20 protein-coding genes and 1 pseudogene are annotated in these 18,819 nt (G+C 41.7%); 15 read left to right on the top strand and 6 right to left on the bottom strand.

What is annotated here, in order from left to right; translation table 11 throughout:
- Positions 1-14 precede the first annotated feature (14 nt).
- From PQ469_RS00580 to PQ469_RS00565, 4 genes and pseudogenes are all read left to right on the top strand, one after another.
- On the top strand, positions 15-899 hold the full coding sequence (locus PQ469_RS00580; protein ID WP_274211246.1) for a sugar phosphate isomerase/epimerase family protein: 885 nt from the start codon (positions 15-17) through the stop codon (positions 897-899).
- 101 nt (positions 900-1,000) lie between these two features.
- Positions 1,001-1,549: a peroxiredoxin gene (locus PQ469_RS00575; RefSeq protein WP_274211245.1), complete on the top strand. Its 549-nt coding sequence runs from the start codon at positions 1,001-1,003 to the stop codon at positions 1,547-1,549.
- 50 nt (positions 1,550-1,599) lie between these two features.
- A complete protein-coding gene (locus tag PQ469_RS00570) occupies positions 1,600-1,884 on the top strand; it encodes a DUF1475 family protein (protein WP_274211244.1) in 285 nt (94 codons plus the stop codon).
- Positions 1,877-2,671: pseudogene (locus PQ469_RS00565) on the top strand (DUF1295 domain-containing protein). The gene PQ469_RS00570 and the pseudogene PQ469_RS00565 overlap by 8 nt, the downstream one beginning before the upstream one ends.
- 794 nt (positions 2,672-3,465) lie before the next feature.
- Here PQ469_RS00565 and PQ469_RS00560 read toward each other — a convergent pair.
- Together PQ469_RS00560 and PQ469_RS00555 are read right to left on the bottom strand one after the other, a co-directional pair.
- Positions 3,466-4,785, bottom strand: coding sequence for an IS110 family RNA-guided transposase (locus tag PQ469_RS00560; RefSeq protein ID WP_274211002.1), 1,320 nt, complete (start codon positions 4,783-4,785; stop codon positions 3,466-3,468).
- 497 nt (positions 4,786-5,282) lie between these two features.
- A complete protein-coding gene (locus tag PQ469_RS00555) occupies positions 5,283-5,669 on the bottom strand; it encodes an Imm7 family immunity protein (protein ID WP_274211243.1) in 387 nt (128 codons plus the stop codon).
- A 367-nt stretch (positions 5,670-6,036) separates the two neighbouring features.
- Between PQ469_RS00555 and rplM the strand changes: the two genes are divergently transcribed.
- The 6 genes from rplM to pyrH all read left to right on the top strand — a co-directional run bounded on the left by rplM (position 6,037) and on the right by pyrH (position 11,046).
- The gene (gene rplM, locus PQ469_RS00550; protein WP_090638869.1) at positions 6,037-6,474 is read left to right on the top strand and encodes a 50S ribosomal protein L13; all 438 of its coding nucleotides are present in this window, start codon (positions 6,037-6,039) and stop codon (positions 6,472-6,474) included.
- Positions 6,475-6,500: 26 nt separating this feature from the next.
- Positions 6,501-6,887, top strand: coding sequence for a 30S ribosomal protein S9 (gene rpsI, locus PQ469_RS00545; protein WP_090638861.1), 387 nt, complete (start codon positions 6,501-6,503; stop codon positions 6,885-6,887).
- A gap of 18 nt (positions 6,888-6,905) precedes the next feature.
- A complete protein-coding gene (gene rpsB / locus PQ469_RS00540) occupies positions 6,906-7,763 on the top strand; it encodes a 30S ribosomal protein S2 (RefSeq protein WP_274211242.1) in 858 nt (285 codons plus the stop codon).
- A 222-nt stretch (positions 7,764-7,985) separates the two neighbouring features.
- Positions 7,986-8,837 carry a translation elongation factor Ts gene (gene tsf, locus PQ469_RS00535; protein ID WP_274211241.1) on the top strand — a complete coding sequence of 284 codons (852 nt, stop codon included), beginning with the start codon at positions 7,986-7,988 and terminating at the stop codon, positions 8,835-8,837.
- A gap of 256 nt (positions 8,838-9,093) precedes the next feature.
- On the top strand, positions 9,094-10,215 hold the full coding sequence (nagA, locus tag PQ469_RS00530; protein WP_274211240.1) for an N-acetylglucosamine-6-phosphate deacetylase: 1,122 nt from the start codon (positions 9,094-9,096) through the stop codon (positions 10,213-10,215).
- A gap of 126 nt (positions 10,216-10,341) precedes the next feature.
- Positions 10,342-11,046, top strand: a complete 705-nt coding sequence (gene pyrH, locus PQ469_RS00525) for a UMP kinase (RefSeq protein ID WP_090638821.1) — start codon at positions 10,342-10,344, stop codon at positions 11,044-11,046.
- A gap of 387 nt (positions 11,047-11,433) precedes the next feature.
- On the opposite strand, the gene PQ469_RS00520 is transcribed toward pyrH, so the two are convergent.
- The 3 genes from PQ469_RS00520 to PQ469_RS00510 are packed head-to-tail and all read right to left on the bottom strand — an operon-like array spanning position 11,434 to position 12,854.
- Entirely contained in the window at positions 11,434-12,339 is a 906-nt protein-coding gene (locus PQ469_RS00520) for a prohibitin family protein (protein WP_090638802.1), read from the bottom strand.
- 9 nt (positions 12,340-12,348) lie between these two features.
- Positions 12,349-12,537, bottom strand: coding sequence for a DUF6358 family protein (locus PQ469_RS00515; protein ID WP_274211239.1), 189 nt, complete (start codon positions 12,535-12,537; stop codon positions 12,349-12,351).
- 2 nt (positions 12,538-12,539) lie between these two features.
- Positions 12,540-12,854, bottom strand: coding sequence for a rhodanese-like domain-containing protein (locus PQ469_RS00510; RefSeq protein WP_090641589.1), 315 nt, complete (start codon positions 12,852-12,854; stop codon positions 12,540-12,542).
- Between the two features lie 209 nt (positions 12,855-13,063).
- Here PQ469_RS00510 and PQ469_RS00505 point away from each other — a divergent pair, with 209 nt between their 5' ends.
- From PQ469_RS00505 to PQ469_RS00490, 4 genes are all read left to right on the top strand, one after another.
- Positions 13,064-14,164, top strand: coding sequence for a DUF4407 domain-containing protein (locus PQ469_RS00505; protein ID WP_090638780.1), 1,101 nt, complete (start codon positions 13,064-13,066; stop codon positions 14,162-14,164).
- Positions 14,165-14,600: 436 nt separating this feature from the next.
- Positions 14,601-14,840 (top strand): helix-turn-helix domain-containing protein, encoded by a 240-nt coding sequence (locus tag PQ469_RS00500; RefSeq protein WP_090638771.1) that lies wholly within the window; start codon positions 14,601-14,603, stop codon positions 14,838-14,840.
- Between the two features lie 51 nt (positions 14,841-14,891).
- Entirely contained in the window at positions 14,892-15,539 is a 648-nt protein-coding gene (locus PQ469_RS00495; RefSeq protein ID WP_274211238.1) for an HD domain-containing protein, read from the top strand.
- A 34-nt stretch (positions 15,540-15,573) separates the two neighbouring features.
- Positions 15,574-16,884 (top strand): carbohydrate porin, encoded by a 1,311-nt coding sequence (locus PQ469_RS00490; protein WP_274211237.1) that lies wholly within the window; start codon positions 15,574-15,576, stop codon positions 16,882-16,884.
- Positions 16,885-16,995: 111 nt separating this feature from the next.
- Here the strand turns inward: PQ469_RS00490 and PQ469_RS00485 are convergent, their stop codons facing one another.
- A complete protein-coding gene (locus PQ469_RS00485) occupies positions 16,996-18,054 on the bottom strand; it encodes a hypothetical protein (RefSeq protein ID WP_274211236.1) in 1,059 nt (352 codons plus the stop codon).
- A gap of 78 nt (positions 18,055-18,132) precedes the next feature.
- Here PQ469_RS00485 and PQ469_RS00480 point away from each other — a divergent pair, with 78 nt between their 5' ends.
- The gene (locus tag PQ469_RS00480; RefSeq protein ID WP_274211235.1) at positions 18,133-18,738 is read left to right on the top strand and encodes a hypothetical protein; all 606 of its coding nucleotides are present in this window, start codon (positions 18,133-18,135) and stop codon (positions 18,736-18,738) included.
- The last annotated feature ends 81 nt before the right edge of the window (positions 18,739-18,819 follow it).

The following is an 18,819-nucleotide window of genomic DNA, read 5'->3' as shown; positions in this document are numbered from 1 at the left end:
TATAAAATATAATTATGACTACCAGACGTTCATTTATCAAGACATCGGCTGTGCTTACCGCCGGACTTTTGGCGGCACCCCGTTTGTTTGCTTACAACAAAAAACAGATAGGCCTGCAATTATATACCATTCGCGACGCCATGGCAAAAGACCCGGCTACCGCATTAGCTAAAGTAGCTAAGCTGGGGTATACCACCGTTGAAGGCGCTACCTACACCGGCACCGAATTATTTTATGGCATGAATGCCAAAGGTTTTGCCAGTTTATTGGCGCAGCAAGGCCTTGCCATGCCAAGCGCGCATTACCGCCTTGGCCAGGAGCAGGTTAACGGCGCATCACAAATGGGAACTATACTTAATGACTGGAAAAAGGCCGTTGATGATGCAGCGGCGGTAGGTGCAAAATATATGGTTTGCGCTTACTTATCGCAAACTGAAAGAGGCGACCTGGAACAGTACAAAAAAATTGCAGGCTTGCTTGATATTGCAGGGCAAACCTGTAAAAATGCCGGAATCCAGTTATGCTACCACAACCATGATTTTGAATTTATACAGGATAACGGACAATATCCTTACGAAATACTGCTAACATCTACCGACCATGACAACGTAAAAATGGAAATGGATTTGTACTGGATGACCAAAGCCGGACAAGACCCGATAGCTTTCTTTAACAAATACCCGGGCCGTTTTCCGCTGTTACATATGAAAGATATGGATAACACACCTGAAAAGAAATTTACCGAAGTTGGTAACGGTGTTATCGACTTTAAAAAGATCCTGGCCCAATCAAAAAAGGCAGGCGTAAAATATTTCTTTGTTGAACAGGATATATGCCCCGGCGATCCGTTTGATAGCATTGGCAAGAGCATCAGCTATATCAAAAAGAACTTGGTATAAAATCTTTGTTACAAGCATAAAATACAGGCCGTCACCAACAAAGTGATGGCCTTTTTATTTTACGGTAATTAAATCGCTTGTGCTCAAAAATTTCGTAGGTTATGGAAATAAACACCACCATGCTAAAATATTTGCTTATTATATTAGGGGCTTCCTTCCTGTTTACCTGCGCGGCACAGGCCCAAACCGGTAAAGAATTATTAACCGGCGACGCCATGCCCTCATTTTCGCTGCTCGACCAAAATGGCAAAGAATTTAAAACTGCCGACTACGTGGGCAAAAAGGTTTTGGTTATTTATTTTTATCCGAAAGATGAAAGCATGGTTTGTACCAAAGAGGCCTGCGCCTTTAGGGATAGTTTTGACCAGTTTACCAAAGCCGGAGCCATGGTGATAGGGATAAACGGCGGCACGGTTGCCAGCCACAAAGGCTTTGCCGACCACTACAAACTGCCGTTTACTTTACTAAGCGACCCCGACAACAAGGTTTATAATAAGTTTGGCATCCACAAAAAGTTTTTTATGACCGGCCGCGAAACTTTTATTGTTGATTTGAAGGGCAAAATAGTTTACACCCACGAAGCCATGATGCAGGGTAAAGAACACTCGGACGATGCACTTGCATTTATCAAGGCCGCAAAAAACAAATAAGCACAGGCCATTATCAATGCCTTAAAAATTCTGTTTAGCATTGTTTTGGTGTGGATGTGTTATGTGGTAATAACAACCAGCCTGAACAGCAACCTGTTTACTACCTGGGTTCCATCCCCTGGATGCGGGCTACACTATGGGATTTTTACGCCAATGTTTTGGTTATATTTGTTTGGGTATGCTATAAAGAGAAGTACCTGCTTGTTAAAATCACCTGGCTCATTTTATCATTTGCGCTGGGCAGTATTGCCAGCTGCGCTTTTGTGCTCATCCAGCTTTTCCGGCTTAAACCGGGCGAGGGGGTAAAAGAATTATTCGGGAAGAAAAATGGATAACAGCTCGCTTTTGTGTTTGGTAATTTACAGCCTTTTGGCCTGTTGCGGCATTATGGTGCTGGTATGGCTTTGGGCACATAAAATTAAAAATGCTGGCGTGGTTGATATTTTTTGGTCGTACAACTTCCCGGTTATTGCCATTATCCTGTTTTTTTTAGCCCCCGGTTATCACGACCGCAAAGTATTGATATGTGCTATGGTAATAATAGCCGGTGTACGCTTAGGCACCCACTTGGCTACCCGCATAACCAGGCATTTGGATGAGGAGGAAGGGCGTTACCAGTAGTTACGCAAAGAGTGGGCACCCAATGCCGAAAAGAAGTTTTTCTTTTTCTTCCAGTTCCAGGCTATATCAAATGTGCTTTTGGCCATTCCCTTTTTTGTTTCCTGACTTAACACCAAAACTGTATTATCGCCGCTGGAGTATGCCGGTTTTATCCTTTGGTTTATCAGCGTAACCGGCGAAACCATTGCCGACAGGCAGTTGGCCACCTTTAAAAGCGATCCGGCCAATAAAGGTAAGATTTGCCAAATAGGCCTTTGGAACTACTCGCGCCACCCCAATTATTTTTTTGAGTGGCTCATGTGGGTTTCCTATTTTGTATTTGCTTTAGGATCGCCCTGGGGCATTTTGGCTATTATCAGCCCGGCGGTAATTCTATACTTATTGTTAAAAGTAACCGGCATCCCCGCCACAGAAGAACAGTCCCTCCGGTCTAAAGGCGAGGCCTTTAAAGAATACCAGGCGAGTACCAGCGTGTTTGTGCCCTGGTTTAAAAAGAAGTAGGGTTATAGTGAAAGGCCAATCAAAGATGAAAATTGCTTATAGTGACGTGACTGTAAATCAATGATTTTAATGCGTATTTAAATTTAAAGACAGTTCTCGTTGCGGGATGTGGAATGATTATTGGAAAATGGCTGTCATGGGTAGTGATAAGATTTGGCCAAATTCTGAAGGGGGGATGACATATATCGCATGGCGGCGAGTCGACTCACCCCGACGAGGCTCCGCCCGTCACCCCTCTCTCCGACTGCGGTGAGTGTTGCACAACTAACGCTCAAAAAAAAGTGCATGTTTTATGGCATTTTGACGCCCTGAGATTTGAATATCGACTAACTTGCTTTTGGCATTAGCTGGATATTAAAATCTCAGGAGGTTGATCGACAAGATTTGAACCTCCGTGCCTTATACGCTTAGTTGCGCAACACTCACCTGCGTCGCATAGAGGGGTTAATAAAATAGAAAAATGAGCGACCACCCTCTTTGCGGCGCAAGCCGGAGGGGCGGCCAGCGTAGCGTAGCCGGGGTGAGTCGTAGCCAGCGTTCAAAGCCAATGTTCATGTAAAACCAAACATGTCATGCTAAGTAGTAAAATTTCGCGAAGTTCTGAAGGGGGAATGACATCGTAAAAAGGGCTGTCATGGTGAGCTTGTCGAACCATAGTGGGCAAAAGGCCTCTCCGCGCGACCCTTCGACAGGCTGCCATTGACACATTAGGCAGCATTTTGATTTTCAATCAGTTGTAAATTGTGTTTTTTAGCTAATCTTTTCAATGATGCCATTTCTCTGCCATTGACACATTAGGCAGCATTTTGATTTTCAATCAGTTGTAAATTGTGTTTTTTAGCTAATCTTTTCAATGATGCCATTTCTCTCTTCTTTAGTTGCTCTTCATAACGCCTAGTTCCCTCTTCTACGTACGCGGTTCCTTTGGTTAATGTATTGTAGTAGGCTATAGCCAGCTTTCTGGCACCTGCTTTTATGGCTATTCCCGAGTCTTTCCGGCCGCGAAGCTTTCTCATAAAACTTCCGATGGCACTATCTTTACTTTTCAATAGTGATTGAGCACACTGTTTAAAGATTTGTCCGGCAACATTGCAAGGCATACCTCTCACGTTTTTTTTCATTTTTCCGCTCCGGTGACTTTTTGGCGATAGGCTCGCCCAGTTTACAAAGTTTTTAGCGGTAGCAAAACGACTCATATCCGTTCCTGTTTCGCCAATTAAACGCAATGCTGTGTAGTCATTTATTCCCGGAATACTGGTAAGATCTACGCCGTATAAACGGGCCATGGTAGCATGAAGCCCTTTTATTTTGGGTGCATGGTGACGTATTGGTTTAGCTTTGCCTGCTGCCACTTCTTCTTTGTCTTCACTTAGTTCATCCAGCAAGTGAGCTATTTCCTTATCGATCATTTTTATTTGTTGCTGATGAATTTCCCAAAGCTTTAGGTTCTGCTCAAGCATAAACAAGTAAGTATCATTATATCGCCCCTCCAAAGCTTTTATTACTTTTTCGCCTTTATACTTTTGGATACGGTCATCACAAAGACTAAGCAAATAAGCAGCATCACGGCTACCCGATAATATGGCCTTGATCATATTGATCCCGCTGGTGCCATGGATCTGGCTAAGGACTTCCGGAAGCTTGATGTTCATCAGTTCCAGGCATTTTTGCATTTTATTAACATAGGTACTGCCCATGCTTATGATATCCAGCCGCTCACGGACTAAGTGACGAAGTTCCATGAATTTGCCTTGTGGAATGAAACTATGACGCAGGATGCCGGCTGCAAATAGCTTTTGGATCCACTGACAGTCCCTTACGTCTGTTTTTCTCCCTTTTGCTTGTTTTGTTTCTTTAGGGTTGACCAGGCATACCAGCATGCCAAGTTCTTCTAATAGAAAGTACAAAGCGATCCAGTATACCCCTGTCGCTTCCATCGCAACCTTTTTTATCCCCTTTTCCCGCAGATATATTGCACAGGCATAATAGCTCGATGTAAAGGTTTCAAAGGTGACCACTTCTTGTCCGTCCGGGGATACAAAAATTTGTTCCGCGCCGATATCAATACCCGCAACGTTTTCATGAACTGTTTCAAAAGTTGTTTCTTTTGCCATAACTTTGCTTTTAAGATCTAATAATTAAGCAACTTATGGCTCAGGAGAGCGATAGATAAAAAAGGCACGCTGCCATACGGGAATGCTGCTGCTAACAGTATCACCAAAATGCTTACGCTATTTCCTGAAGCAAAACTCAGGGGCGGGTAAAAAACACCAGGAGCTAAACTGCTACACTGCCATAAGTTGCTTTTTTACAAAATTCGGGAATAGCTTGTCATCTGCAATGACATTATTTGTGCGCAAATAAAACTTACTCAGGGTGACAGGCCCACGCACCTCGAAAAGAAAACATGTCATGGGTAGTAATGAATATATAAATTCCGGATGTTTGTTTCATCCGGAATTTGCATATTTTTAAACGGAATCTCAATTTGCAAAGAGAAAGAATTGAGGTTGACGAGAAACATAGTTGATTGTCCTAAAGGCACGGCGCATACTTAGCATGCGGGCCACAAGTGAGGACACTTGCGGCAGCGGAGGGGGAGTGTAGGTGGTTAGTCTTCAATAAGAGGATTACAAGGAGAAATCAACTTGTCATTCTCATAGGAAACCTGCCCTTTAGCGATTCTCAATATTTTAAACATATTAAAATCAAATTCATTTTCGTCATCCCGCAAATATATTATCCCGTAACTCGCCTTTGCCAATTTGCAAATATCATTTATTAAATCATTTACCATTTCTACATAACCCAAATTATGGTTGTGATTTAAAGCTATCTGCACTACATAATTACCATTTATAGATAAAATTCTAAAATATTGATTAAACGAATTATGCGATTCTATAATTTCATTTATGATTAAAATAACTTCTTCTGTCAATTTATCTTCTCCGTCTGTGGAACTTTCAAGTGAAATCCAACCGTTAATTTCTATCATCTCAATATTTTATTGTACTTCAACGCCAATTTTGGGGGAATAACTTTGCAAGTTATCAATAACTTTTTGATCGGACTTTGCATCAAAACGATAATATACGCATAGTTAGCATGCGGGCCGCAAGTGAGGACACTTAGGGCAACGCGATCTGATCTTTTAGCGTCTTAGCTCGACAAATACCGATAAACATTTGCACCCGCAGCTAACTTGTTAACAAAAGCCTCTGGTTTTAATTGCCTGAACAGCAGGATGAATAACTGCTTAAAAATTAGTGCAAAACTATTTGTTAATAACATAATAAGCTGTATCTTTGCAGTCCCGAAAATGCGGGGTATAATAAACGTTTAAACAATTTAATTTAAAGCAAGTGAATACGTTAAGTTACAAAACTGTCTCAGCCAACAAAAAAACCGTTAACAAACAATGGGTTGTTGTTGACGCACAAGGCGAGATTTTGGGGCGCTTGTCCACTAAGATCGCAATGATCATCCGTGGTAAAACCAAGCCAGATTTCACCCCGAACGTAGACTGCGGTGATAATGTAATAGTTATCAATGCAGACAAGGTAAAGTTGACCGGAAACAAATTCAGCGCAAAGCAGTATGTTTCTTACACTGGTTATCCAGGTGGTCAGCGTTTCATTTCTCCTAAGGAGTTAATGGCAAAACATCCTGAACGCGTAATTGAAAAAGCCGTTCGTGGTATGTTACCTAAAAGTCGTTTGGGTAAAGCATTATTTGGTAACCTGTATGTATATGCAGGTGGCGAGCATCCACATGCAGCACAAAACCCAACAACCATTTAACTTTTTAATTTCAAAGGAGAAAAAAAATGCCAACAACTAACACTTCAGGCAGAAGAAAAACAGCCGTTGCCCGCATCTACCTTTCAGAAGGAAATGGTGCGATCATCGTTAACGGTAAAGATTACAAAGAGTACTTCCCAACATTGCCATTACAGTACATCGTAACTCAGAGCACTGAGGTTTCTGGTAGCACCGGAAAATTTGATGTTAAAGTAAATGTTGCAGGTGGTGGTGTAAAAGGACAGGCAGAAGCCGTTCGTTTAGCTATCGCTAAAGCCATTGTTGAACTGGATCCTGAAAAGAAACCAGCATTACGCGCTAAAGGTATTATGACCCGCGATGACCGTATGGTTGAGCGTAAGAAACCAGGTCGTAAGAAAGCACGTAAGAGATTCCAATTCAGTAAACGTTAATCACAGGAGGACAACACAATGGCAAGAACAACATATCAGGATTTACTGGATGCAGGTGTACACTTTGGTCACCTTACCCGCAAATGGGATCCGAAAATGTCACAGTACATTTTCATGGAGCGTAACGGTATCCACATTATCGATTTAAATAAAACCTTAACTAAGGTTGAAGAAGCTGCTGCAGCTATCAAACAAATAGTAAAATCAGGCCGTAAGGTATTATTCGTAGCTACAAAGAAACAAGCGAAAGATATTGTTGCTGATTATGCAAAAAGTGTAAACATGCCCTACATCACCGAGCGTTGGTTGGGTGGTATGTTAACTAACTTTGCTACCGTACGTAAGTCGATCAAAAAGATGTCAAACATCGATAAATTGACTAAAGATGGTACTTACAGCAACCTTTCTAAAAAAGAAAGACTGATGATACAACGTGAGCGTATCAAATTAGAAACCCTTTTAGGTGGTATTGCTGATTTGAACCGTTTACCTGCAGCATTATTCCTTATCGACGTTAAGAAAGAGCATATTGCAGTATCTGAGGCTTTGAAGTTGAATATCCCTACATTTGCTATGGTTGATACCAACTCCGATCCTTCAAACATCGATTTCCCTATCCCTGCGAATGACGATGCTACCAAATCAATTTCATTGATTACCAGCATTATCATCAAAGCGATTGAAGAAGGTTTGGAAGAACGCAAACGCGATAAAGAAGACGAAGCAGAAAAAGAAGCAGTTGCTGCTAAAGCAAAAGCTGATGCTCCTGAAGTTAAAGATCGTAGCGAAGACGGTAAAAGAGCAAGAAAAACTGCCGAAGTTGCAGACGTTGTAGCCGACGCTGACACCGAAGCACCTGCCGAAACAGAAGAGTAATTATATTTTAGTCGTAAGTACTAAGTACTAAGTCTGGAATTATACTCTGAGGCTTTGAGCTTAATACTTACGACTTTTTCATATAGGTTGTAGAATTAAGGTAGATATACCGATACTTTACAACCTGTATTTTTTAATACTAAATACAGTTGCAGGTTACAGGGGCATATTAAATTTGCCGGTAGCCTATAACTCATAACATACCACTTAAAACAAAAAAAGATGTCTACAGTACAAATATCTGCAGCCGACGTAAATAAACTGCGCCAACAAACAGGCGCCGGTATGATGGATTGCAAAAAAGCATTAACTGAAACTAACGGTGATTTTGAAGCAGCTATCGATTTTTTAAGAAAAAAAGGTGCTAAAGTTGCAGCAAGCCGTCAGGACAGGGAATCAAACGAAGGTGTTGTTATATCGCGCACCAGCGCCGATGGCAAAACAGGTGTTATCATCGAACTTAACTGCGAAACTGATTTCGTAGCTAAAAATGCTGAGTTCATCGCTTTCGCTAACGAAATTGCTAACAAAGCAGTTGAAAACCAGCCAAAAAGCATCGAAGAACTTTACGCGCTTTCTATCGATACAGAAAACACCACTACTACTATTGGTGAAGCTGTTATTGACAAGACCGGTAAAATCGGCGAAAAAATTGGTGTTTCTAAATTAGAGATCATCACCGGCGAAAAAGTTATCGCTTATGTACACGGTAACTTCCGTTTAGGTGTATTGGTAGCTTTAAACTCAAACCCTGAAGGTGCCGACGAAGCTGGCAAAGACGTTGCTATGCAAATTGCAGCTATGAACCCAATTGCGGTTGATAAAGATGGCGTTGATGCCACTGTTATTGAGCGTGAACTGGAAATTGCTAAAGACGTGATCCGTGCTGAAGGTAAACCAGAAGAAATGGTTGAAAAAATCAGCTTAGGTAAACTGAACAAGTTTTACAAAGACTCAACCCTGTTAAACCAGGAGTTTGTAAAAGATTCATCTAAAAACGTTGCCCAGTTCCTGGCCACCGTTGAAAAAGGCCTCACAGTAACCGCATTTAAGCGGGTAGCTTTAGGAGCTTAATTATATTATCCCCCTCGTTTTAAAACGAGGGGGATTTTTTTTGCAATATTGTTTGGTGAGTCGGCGATGACTCACCCGGTCGAGGCTACGCCCGACCACCCTCTCTCCGCTTCGCGCAAAGAGGGTTTAGTAAGAAAAAACTTTTCCGCCCCTCTATGCGGCACAGCCGGAGAGAGGGGCAGACGAGCGAAGCGATGTCGGGGTGAGTCGTCTCCGTAGTTCATCGCAATGACATGTAGGTAAAACTTCAGGTATCATGATAACAGCACTCCACAATCTCCAACTAATCTCCAATGGGCAAATAACCCATGGCAAAGCCGTTTTAATTTCAGGCAACACCATTATCGATGTTATTGATGATACCGCCATTCCCGTTGATGCCGATAAGCATGATTTAAAAGGCTCATACCTTGCTCCCGGCTTTATTGATTTACAGATTTATGGCAGCGGCGGCTTATTATTCGCCGGCACGCCAACGGTAGCTGCTTTGGAGCGGCTGGAAAGCGATTTGCTTAACCAGGGCACCACCGGCGTTTTTGCTACTATAGGTACCAATACCAATGAAATTGTTGAAGCGGGAATTGATGCAGCTAAAGCCTATCGCAAACAAGCGAAGGGTGCTTTCTGGGGTCTGCATTTGGAAGGGCCGTATTTAAACCCGGCCAAAAAAGGCGCGCATCCCGAAAAATATATAAAAAAAGCTACCCTTGCCGAGGTAAAAGGATGGGTGGAACGCGCCGAAGGCGAAATAAAAATGATTACCATAGCGCCCGAACTGCAGGACCAGGAGGTGATTGATTACCTGCACACTGCGGGTGTTATCATATCATCGGGGCATAGCAATGCTACTTACGCCGAGGGGAAAGCATTTTTAAATAAGCCCATCCCTGCGGTAACCCACCTTTTTAACGCCATGCCGCAAATGCACCACCGCGAACCAGGCTACATTCCCGCTATTTTTGAAGAACGGCCGTATACCAGCATTGTAGCCGATGGTAACCATGTTGATTGGGCCATGATACGCCTGGCCAAGCGTGAGCTGGGTGATAAACTGTTTTTGATTACGGATGCCGTTACCTCAACTAACGAGGGCGCTTACCAGCACCGGCTGGCTGGCAATAAATATGTAATGCCCGACGGCACGCTGTCTGGCTCGTCGCTTACCATGCTAAAAGCGGTAGAAAACTGTGTGAAACAAGTAGGCATTGAGTTGGCCGAAGCTGTTAACATGGCTTCATTATACCCGGCCGAATTGGCAAAACAGGGTAAAAAAGGCAAAATTGAGAAAAACTTTATTGCCGATATGGTTGTTTTTAATGCTGATTTTGAGGTAGAAGCAACTTACCTTAACGGTCATTTATTAACAAAGACAACATAAAATTTTAACACTAATTTTTATTCGCTATTTTTGCGGAACGACACCTCATATGAACAACGCTTTATCAATTCATGATATCTACAAAAGCAAGTTCCCACTATTTCTGTTAATAACAAATCACACCAAATGAAGTACAAAAGAATTTTACTGAAGCTTTCGGGCGAATCGCTTATGGGTACCCGGCAATATGGCATTGATAATGCGCAGGTTTTGCAATATGCCCAGGATATTAAAAGTGTTTACGACACTGGAATGGAAATTGCGATAGTTGTTGGCGGCGGTAATATTTTTAGGGGCCTGAGTGCCGAAAAATCGGGCATGGAACGTGCACAGGCCGATTATATGGGCATGCTTGCCACCGTTATTAACTGTATGGCACTGCAAAATGCTTTAGAAAGTATTGGTGTGGAAACCCGCCTGCAATCGGCTATTAAAATGGAGCAAATTTGCGAACCATACATTCGCCGCCGCGCTATGCACCATTTAGAGGTTGGTAAAATAGTGATCTTCGGTGCCGGTACCGGTAACCCATACTTCACTACCGACACTGCTGCATCATTGCGCGCTATTGAAATTAAAGCCGATGTTGTATTAAAAGGCACCCGCGTTGATGGTATTTACACCGCCGACCCGGAGAAAGACCCAACAGCAACCCGTTACGACGAGATCAGCTTCCAGGAAGTATATGATAAAGGCTTAAACGTGATGGACATGACAGCTATTACCCTTTGCCAGGAAAACAAGCTGCCTATCATTGTATTTGATATGAACAAAGAAGGCAACTTCATGAAAATAGCCAAAGGCGAAGCCATTGGTACATTGGTGAAATAAGAGCCTTTCTTTTTCCCTGTCATCCTAAGGAACGAAGGATCTATCAGCGGTGCATGACCGATCGAAAAGTTCGTGAACAGATGCTTCGTTCCTCAGCATGACAGTCTTTTATTGTTGAATGCCATTTCCCCTTTAGGGCCTCGCGACATTATACCACTCAGCATGATAGTAGTATAAAAGAGCTCCAGAACCTCCAGCTGTACCCTAATAAAACCTTAAAGCCCCATTATTCTGAAATTGGAATAAACGGGGCTTTACTTTTGAACGGACACGAATAACATTATCTTAAAAAAAGACTTCCGAAGTTTTAAAAACTTCGGAAGTCTGCTTATCATTCGTGAAATTCGATCCAATTCGCGAATATTCGTGTGTATTAAATCCGTGGTATTATTTATCGCTCAGCATTATCGGGTTTCCCTTGCCGCCACCCATGATGATCACTTTGGCATTTGGCGAAGTGGCTATAGCAATCTGGGCTTTGATGGCCTCATATTGTAGTTGCTTATCCGACAAACCGGTTGAAAGGATTTTTTGATAGTCGGCAATCCCCTGGGCCTCTACACGTTTACGTTCGGCTTCCTGCTTTTCTTTTTGCAATACAAATTGCATTTTTTGGGCGTCCTGCTCTGCGTTTATTTTTGACTCTATACTGGCCCTTACCGAAGCCGGCAAGGTGATATTACGCACAAGGATCTGTTGCAGTTCCAGGCCCCGTTTGGCAAAGTTGGCCGTAATAAACCTGTTTATCCTATCCTGGAATTCCTGCCGTTTGGTTGAATAAAGGTCAACCGCCGCATAATTCACGGCGTTATCACGGATGGCAGTCCTGGAGACCGGACGCACTACTTTTTCCAGGTAGTCTTCGCCTATATTTTGCATAATAAAGGGCGCTTTATCGGCATTTACTTTGTACTGGACAGAAAGATCAATAGCCACCTCAAGACCATCTGACGACAGTACACGGATTGCATCGTCACCTTCCTTTGAGCCTTCGTCATGAACGGCGCTCATCGTGTATGTTTGCAGCCGCACATCAAAGGTCGTGATCTCGACAACGGGGTTTACTATATGCAGGCCGCTTTCTAATATATGGTCCTGCACTTTGCCAAAAAGTACTTGTACACCAACTTTTCCCGGCTCAATAACCTTGAAGCTGGATAACAGGAGGCCAATTACCACCATTGCCCCGCCAACTATACTTATGGTACTACTAAAATGGCTGGCCGGTTCGGGCGAGCGTTTGAGTACGATGCCCACCACGAGCACGATAACTCCTAATATTGCTATAAACATGCAATGAAGTTACACCTTTTTTTGCGAGTTCCTTACGTCTTTTAACAGTCTTATTTTCAGGAAAGCTACCACCAGCCCCACAGCTATCGCAGCAGCCATAACCGGGTAGCTTTTGGCCATAAAATACTGGTAAGCCACAAACGCGCACAATACCAAACCAATGGTATATAGCACGTTAAGTATTAATTTAAAAGCCATGATTAATAAACGCTTAAGTCAGGATCAATCTCGGCCGCCCATGCTAAAATTCCGCCCCGCAGGTTATACAGGTTGGTAAAACCCCTTTGTTCCAGTTGCATAATAGCTGCCGCGCTGCGTTTGCCGCTGCGGCACATTACCACTACCGGTTTATCTTTAGATACTTTTTCGCTCTCAATTAAAATGCCGCCAAGGGGGATAGATAATCCACCAAGGTTTGATGTTTCATATTCAAAATCTTCCCTAACGTCAATCAGTTGAAAATCTTCGCCTTTTTCTTTTTTTTCTTTTAATTCCTGTACGGTTATCTCGTTCATGATCAATAAAATTATAATCCAAAGGTAGCTTTTTTTCCAATGCAAATAATTACACGCAATTTTTGTAACAATCAATGCCTAAGAGCGTTTATTATATGATTTGCTGCACAATATGCTTTTTTAACCATCTTTGCCCGGCAAATAGCGGATAGCCTGATTGATAATTTGACATAAATATTAACCGGCATCTATTTTAAAAAACTACATACATGAAAAAAATTACCCGCTTTTTCTGGTTTTGTTCAGGAGCGCATATAGATACACTAAAAAAATACCCCATCGAGCATAATAAGTATGTGGGCATCGGGGCTACCATATTTTTCACGGCGCTGTTTGCCTCGCTATCAGGTGGATATGCTATGTACTTTGTTTTTAACGGCGATGCTTTTGCCGTTGGCTTTGCAATACTGTTTGGTTTGCTATGGGGAACGGCCATTTTTAATATGGACCGTTATATCGTATCCAGCATTAATAAAGAAGGAACAACCAACCAGCAGATACTGCAGGCATCACCCCGGATATTATTGGCGATAATGATTGGTATAGTAATATCCCGCCCGCTGGAACTGAAGATATTTGATAAAGAGATCCGCCAGAAATTAAAACTCTCCTACCTAAAAGGCCAGCACCGCAAAATTGACACCCTCGAAAAAACGTACAATCAAAAGTATGCCATGGAGATGGGGAAAACCAGCGATCTGAAAAAGGAAAAAGATTCACTCGAAAAAGATATTAACCGGAGCCGTTTCCTGCTTAACCAGGAGGTTTTTGGCGATAAAACCAACCAAACATCGGGCATAACCGGCTACGGCACCTACGCCAAGCAAAAGCAAGCCGTACTGGAAGAAAAAGAAGCCCGCCTGAAAACTGTAACTGACAACCTGGGTCAGCTTGACGAATACCTGGGCCACCGCAAAGATTATGAGGGGCTAAACAGCACCCGGCTGTTTACCGATCATCAGCTGGATAGCCTGGCCAATGTGGCCGGTTTTTCTGACCGGAACTGGGCGTTGGGCCAGCTATCATACAATGAAAATGGCACGCGCGATCTGGACACCTATATGGCCATCTCATTTATTGGCTACCTGTTCATCTTATTTGAATGTTTACCGGTATTTGTTAAACTAATGTCGCCCAAGGGACCATATGATGTGGCCGTAGCCAAAATAGCCGAGGCTAATATGTATATGGCCGACAGGGACAAGGATTTGAATATTACCGTTACTGATAACACGTACGATCATAGCCTGGAAACCGATGTAGAGCGGCGAAAGCGGGTGATCTCTTCAGAGTCTAAATACGAGTTTTAGCAATTGAGCCGGCATTTCACCGGATTGACAGCTTATACCGGACTTTTATATCCAAGGAAATTATTTCGGGTGATAGATGGCCTGTGAAAAAATACTTCTAAAAAAAGCGGGCTTGTAACACATTTATAGCTAAACTATAAGTTAAAGAACGCTTATGTTCCCGGCAGTTCATCCACCCACATTATACCGTTATAATCATGGTTTTTAAGCGAAAAGTTTTCAAGCAAACGATTAAAGCAGGTATATAAAGCAATAATATTTTTAACAAAAACTAAAAAGCGAATTAAACTATCGGTTTATATGGGTTGGATTTACAGCTTTTTTCATAGTGTCAAAAACCTCATTTCGCCCTCTATTTGAGTGCGTTAGATAAATTTTTTAAAACAAAAAATCCAAAGATCTATTAATATCGTTAGATAATAATAGATTAATAGAGATGAAAGAGACGCTGAATAATAAAGTTAAAGCGATTGCGGCAAATATCAGGCGAACAAGGGAACAGTTAAATTATACCCAGGAATACCTGGCTGCGAAGCTAAAAATATCGCAAAATGCATATAGTAAAATCGAACTTGGTTATACCAAAATAACGGTTGAAAGACTTTTCCAGATAGCCACCATATTGGAGGTTGATGTACATGAGCTAATAGCTACCGAAAAAACGGCCGCCGCGTAATATGCATTAATTAGCCTCCTTTTTCGCCGGGTAATGTATATTTGCAGCCGGATGGAAACAGGACAGCTCATTGATAATACCGTACAATTTGCACGTGAAACATTAAAAAATGCCGAAGGTGGCCATGACTGGTGGCACATACACCGCGTTTGGACCAACGCCAAACTGATAGCCCAAACCGAAAAAGCCGATCCTCTCATTGTTGAACTTGCCGCGTTGCTTCATGATATTGCCGATAGTAAATTTCATAACGGCGATGAAGAAATAGGGCCGCGTACTGCCGGCAACTACTTGCTGAGCCAGGATGTTGATGTAGCTGTCATTGAACATGTGCAGCAAATTATACGGCATATGTCGTTCAAATCAAGCTTTGATAAACCAACCTTCCACTCGCCCGAGCTGGCTATTGTACAGGATGCCGACAGGCTTGATGCCATTGGCGCCATAGGCATAGCGCGGGCCTTTAACTATGGCGGTTTTAAAGGACGTGAGATTTACAATCCCGAAATTGAGCCTAATTTAAACATGAGTAAAGACGAGTATAAAAATTCGCCAGCCCCTTCAATCAATCACTTTTACGAAAAATTATTATTACTGAAAGATAAGATGAACACCCCAACCGGCCGCCAACTGGCCGAACAACGTCATCAGTTTATGGTAGCTTACTTACATCAATTTTACCTGGAGTGCAAACCATAAGCCCCGATAATCGTTTCAGGATCAACTTTTACGCATGAAAAAATCTTTACTTTTTATAACGCCCCTGTTGGGCGTCACACTTATTGCCAGCGCTCAGGATACGCTTAAGCAGCAACGGTTTAACTTCCATTTCCAGCAAACGGTTATTACCCAGTATAAACCATCGTTCGGGGCCAATTATACCGGCGATAATAGTTTGCTTACCAAATCAGAAACGCAAACTTCCATCACCACCACGTTATTTGGCGGGGCCAGGCTTTGGAAAGGCGCGTCGGCTTTTTTTAACCCCGAACTATCCGGCGGATCGGGCTTAAGTAAAACACTGGGTGTTGCAGGTTTCCCCAATGGCGAAACTTTTCGCGTTGGCGGCTCGGAGCCTAAAATTTATATCGCACGCCTATACTTTACCCAAAACTTTGAATGGGGAAAAGAGAAAGATACCCTGCAGGACGATAATAACCAGCTTGCCGGCTTAAAAAGCAAACGCTATTTTTCGGTAACTGCAGGCAAATTTGGCATGGCCGATTTTTATGACGGTAACGAATTTAGCCACGACCCACGATCCCAGTTCATGAACTGGTCGCTGATGGATAACGGTGCCTGGGATTACCCCGCCAACACCCGGGGCTATGCCATGGGTATCCATACCGAGTTAGGCATGCCCAACTGGACGCTGAGATTTGCCTTCACCATGTCGACAACTACGGCCAACGGAGCCATCTGGGATGCCAAAGTTGGCAAGGCCAATACCCAGACAATGGAGTATGAAAGGCGCTATACTATTAACGGCAATAAAGGAACCCTGCGCATTTTAGGGTTCCGTAATAACGGCAAAATGGGCAAATACCGCGATGCCCTTGCCATAAGCGCTGTTAACCCCGTAGTTGATACCAATTTGGTTTATGGCAAACACAAATACGGCTTCGGCATTAGCGCCGACCAATACCTGAGCAAAGATTTTGGCGTATTTGCCAAACTGAGCTATAATGACGGGCACACTGAAACCTGGTATTTTACCGAGATAGACCGCTCGTTAAGCTTCGGCGGCGTATTAAAAGGCAACTCCTGGAAACGCAGCGACGACGAACTTGGGCTGGCATTTGTGGCAAACGGCCTATCAGGCCCGCACCGCGATTACCTGGCCGCAGGCGGTTACGGTTTTATTATAGGCGATGGCAAATTAAATTACAGCAACGAACTGATTGCCGAATTATATTACAAGATTAACGCCTATCAAAAAAAGTTCTGGCTTTCGCCCGATTACCAGTTTATTGTAAACCCGGCGTATAATAAAGACCGGGGGCCGGTGAATGTATTTTCGTTAAGGGTGCATGTGGAGTTTTAGAAGAGGATGACCTCTATCTACATTTATTGAATTCACATCAGCAGTTCAAAAACTTTTCACTAGCGTGGTGCTTACGAAAAGGAGAGTTGAGAAATATATAGCAAGAAACTACTATTTTGTTAAAAACGCATATATAAAACCTGCGATTATACTAGCTATTATACTTCCGAGATATGACATTATAAATGCTGATGTTTGTTTTCTTTGCTTTAATAAAACATCTTCTCTGTTCTTTTTTGATTCTCGTGTCAATACAATAAATGAATAATTTTTGAAATCTATCATTTCAAGAATCGTGACACCAAAGATGATGGAGAATAGTATAATTAAAAAGCAGCAAAAGAGAAATTGAGCAGAAGCGAAATCTGTATGGTCTGTAGTGCTAAAATTTATTAGGTAATTGACTTTATCACTGATGCTATTGTTCTTAATAAAAGGGGCAACAATTTTTTGGGCCTGCTTTAAATAAGCCTCGTTGCGTAAATTTAAACTATAAATGCTTGCAAATGATATTATGGCAGCGATTAATGTAACAATTGAAAATCTGTGGTTTGCAATAAATAACTTAAAACTATCATCTTTCAATAGTATAGAATTAATTTGGTTGGTTAAGAGGGTTTCGATATCGTTTCCCCAACTCCGCGCGGTATGTCTGATGTTTATTTCAAAATGGCCTATTTCATCCACTTTTAAAACCGATTCTGTTAATATCAGATTCACCTTTATTAGATCAGCTATACCTCGATCGCGTTTAGTTGAAATAGTCAATTCTATTTCTTGTTTTTCTGGAATGGTTTTATCTGCAAATTGTATTAAATAGCCCCAAGTCATAATTACTTTTTCAGAAATTATAGGTTTTACTTCGTTGTATGTAAGTAACTCATTTAAAGAACTTAATAAGACAGAAGAACTATCTGAGAAGAATATTTGTGTTTTTAATTGTATTAATGCCCCATTATTCTGTTGCGTAATTCTCTGATCTATCAAATCATTAAAGTTTTGTAAATCTTTTAAATGAATTTCAAATTGCCCGGGGATAATTTTGTTAATCGTTTGAGGTTGTCCTAGTAGTGAAGATACAAATTCTTTAAACTGCCCCTTTTCAAAAGGCAAGGTTAAATATCCTGCTTGGAAATCCTGCACTACAATCTTTGGTTTATTGTCGCTCATATTTATTAAGTTTATACCGATAAAAATAAGTATTTATTTATAGCTACATTAAAGGCTAAATGAATATAAATAACAGACATGAATATTTGTAGAAGCCAAGCACATTGGGAAAAGCTAATTTATGGATTGATATATCCCGGGTTTGTCGGGTCTATGATTTACGAATTAATTCCACAAAGCGCCGACCAAGTAAAATCTTTAGCTCTTTATTTTACATTACCGATGGTCATAAAAATTCTAATTACTCTTTTTTATACAGTAGATTACCTTCATTTGTACGGTGATTTAGAAGATTTAAGCAAGGATAAGGTGGCTAGGGATTGGATTTATGTTCTATGTGATTTCCTTTCGGCGCTATTTTTCTTTTTGGCATTTGTTATGGTAAAACTTCAACACTTCGGCTTTGCATGTTTGCTAATTGGAATGATTCCTTTGATCTTTGTTTCGTATAAACGGCGGAATTGTAACGACTTAAAATTTCAAATCCCATATGCAATATTTAGCATTGGCTATGTTATATGCTACCTGATAAAGTTTGGTGGTTGGTGGTTTGGTGGTTCTGATTGGTCATTGTTTTGGATAGTATCATTTTCGTTGATAATTGATGTCATATATGTAATCTTTTACTATGATCGATTTTCAAAAGATGAGGATAATAAAATTTATATGGAAAAAAAAGAATAAATCTCAGAACCTCGCGGTCACTTAACTGCATCCATTTTTGAGGTTAGTCGAGATAATTGTTCCCCCTCTCCGCTTACGTTA

Origin of the sequence: Mucilaginibacter sp. KACC 22773 (genome assembly GCF_028736215.1) — a bacterium.
Lineage (GTDB): Bacteria > Bacteroidota > Bacteroidia > Sphingobacteriales > Sphingobacteriaceae > Mucilaginibacter.
This window is presented reverse-complemented; position numbering and strand designations above follow the sequence as displayed.

Bases quoted from the DNA above. Each gene is read 5' to 3' on its own strand.
- PQ469_RS00505 (WP_090638780.1), top strand. From the start codon at position 13,064: ATGAAAAAAATTACCCGCTTTTTCTGGTTTTGTTCAGGAGCGCATATA.
- PQ469_RS00485 (WP_274211236.1), bottom strand. From the start codon at position 18,054: ATGAGCGACAATAAACCAAAGATTGTAGTGCAGGATTTCCAAGCAGGA.
- PQ469_RS00520 (WP_090638802.1), bottom strand. From the start codon at position 12,339: ATGTTTATAGCAATATTAGGAGTTATCGTGCTCGTGGTGGGCATCGTA.
- nagA (WP_274211240.1), top strand. From the start codon at position 9,094: ATGATAACAGCACTCCACAATCTCCAACTAATCTCCAATGGGCAAATA.
- PQ469_RS00510 (WP_090641589.1), bottom strand. From the start codon at position 12,854: ATGAACGAGATAACCGTACAGGAATTAAAAGAAAAAAAAGAAAAAGGC.
- PQ469_RS00500 (WP_090638771.1), top strand. From the start codon at position 14,601: ATGAAAGAGACGCTGAATAATAAAGTTAAAGCGATTGCGGCAAATATC.
- PQ469_RS00560 (WP_274211002.1), bottom strand. From the start codon at position 4,785: ATGGCAAAAGAAACAACTTTTGAAACAGTTCATGAAAACGTTGCGGGT.
- PQ469_RS00515 (WP_274211239.1), bottom strand. From the start codon at position 12,537: ATGGCTTTTAAATTAATACTTAACGTGCTATATACCATTGGTTTGGTA.
- PQ469_RS00575 (WP_274211245.1), top strand. From the start codon at position 1,001: ATGGAAATAAACACCACCATGCTAAAATATTTGCTTATTATATTAGGG.
- rpsB (WP_274211242.1), top strand. From the start codon at position 6,906: ATGGCAAGAACAACATATCAGGATTTACTGGATGCAGGTGTACACTTT.
- rpsI (WP_090638861.1), top strand. From the start codon at position 6,501: ATGCCAACAACTAACACTTCAGGCAGAAGAAAAACAGCCGTTGCCCGC.
- PQ469_RS00480 (WP_274211235.1), top strand. From the start codon at position 18,133: ATGAATATTTGTAGAAGCCAAGCACATTGGGAAAAGCTAATTTATGGA.
- pyrH (WP_090638821.1), top strand. From the start codon at position 10,342: ATGAAGTACAAAAGAATTTTACTGAAGCTTTCGGGCGAATCGCTTATG.
- PQ469_RS00580 (WP_274211246.1), top strand. From the start codon at position 15: ATGACTACCAGACGTTCATTTATCAAGACATCGGCTGTGCTTACCGCC.
- tsf (WP_274211241.1), top strand. From the start codon at position 7,986: ATGTCTACAGTACAAATATCTGCAGCCGACGTAAATAAACTGCGCCAA.
- PQ469_RS00490 (WP_274211237.1), top strand. From the start codon at position 15,574: ATGAAAAAATCTTTACTTTTTATAACGCCCCTGTTGGGCGTCACACTT.
- PQ469_RS00555 (WP_274211243.1), bottom strand. From the start codon at position 5,669: ATGATAGAAATTAACGGTTGGATTTCACTTGAAAGTTCCACAGACGGA.
- PQ469_RS00495 (WP_274211238.1), top strand. From the start codon at position 14,892: ATGGAAACAGGACAGCTCATTGATAATACCGTACAATTTGCACGTGAA.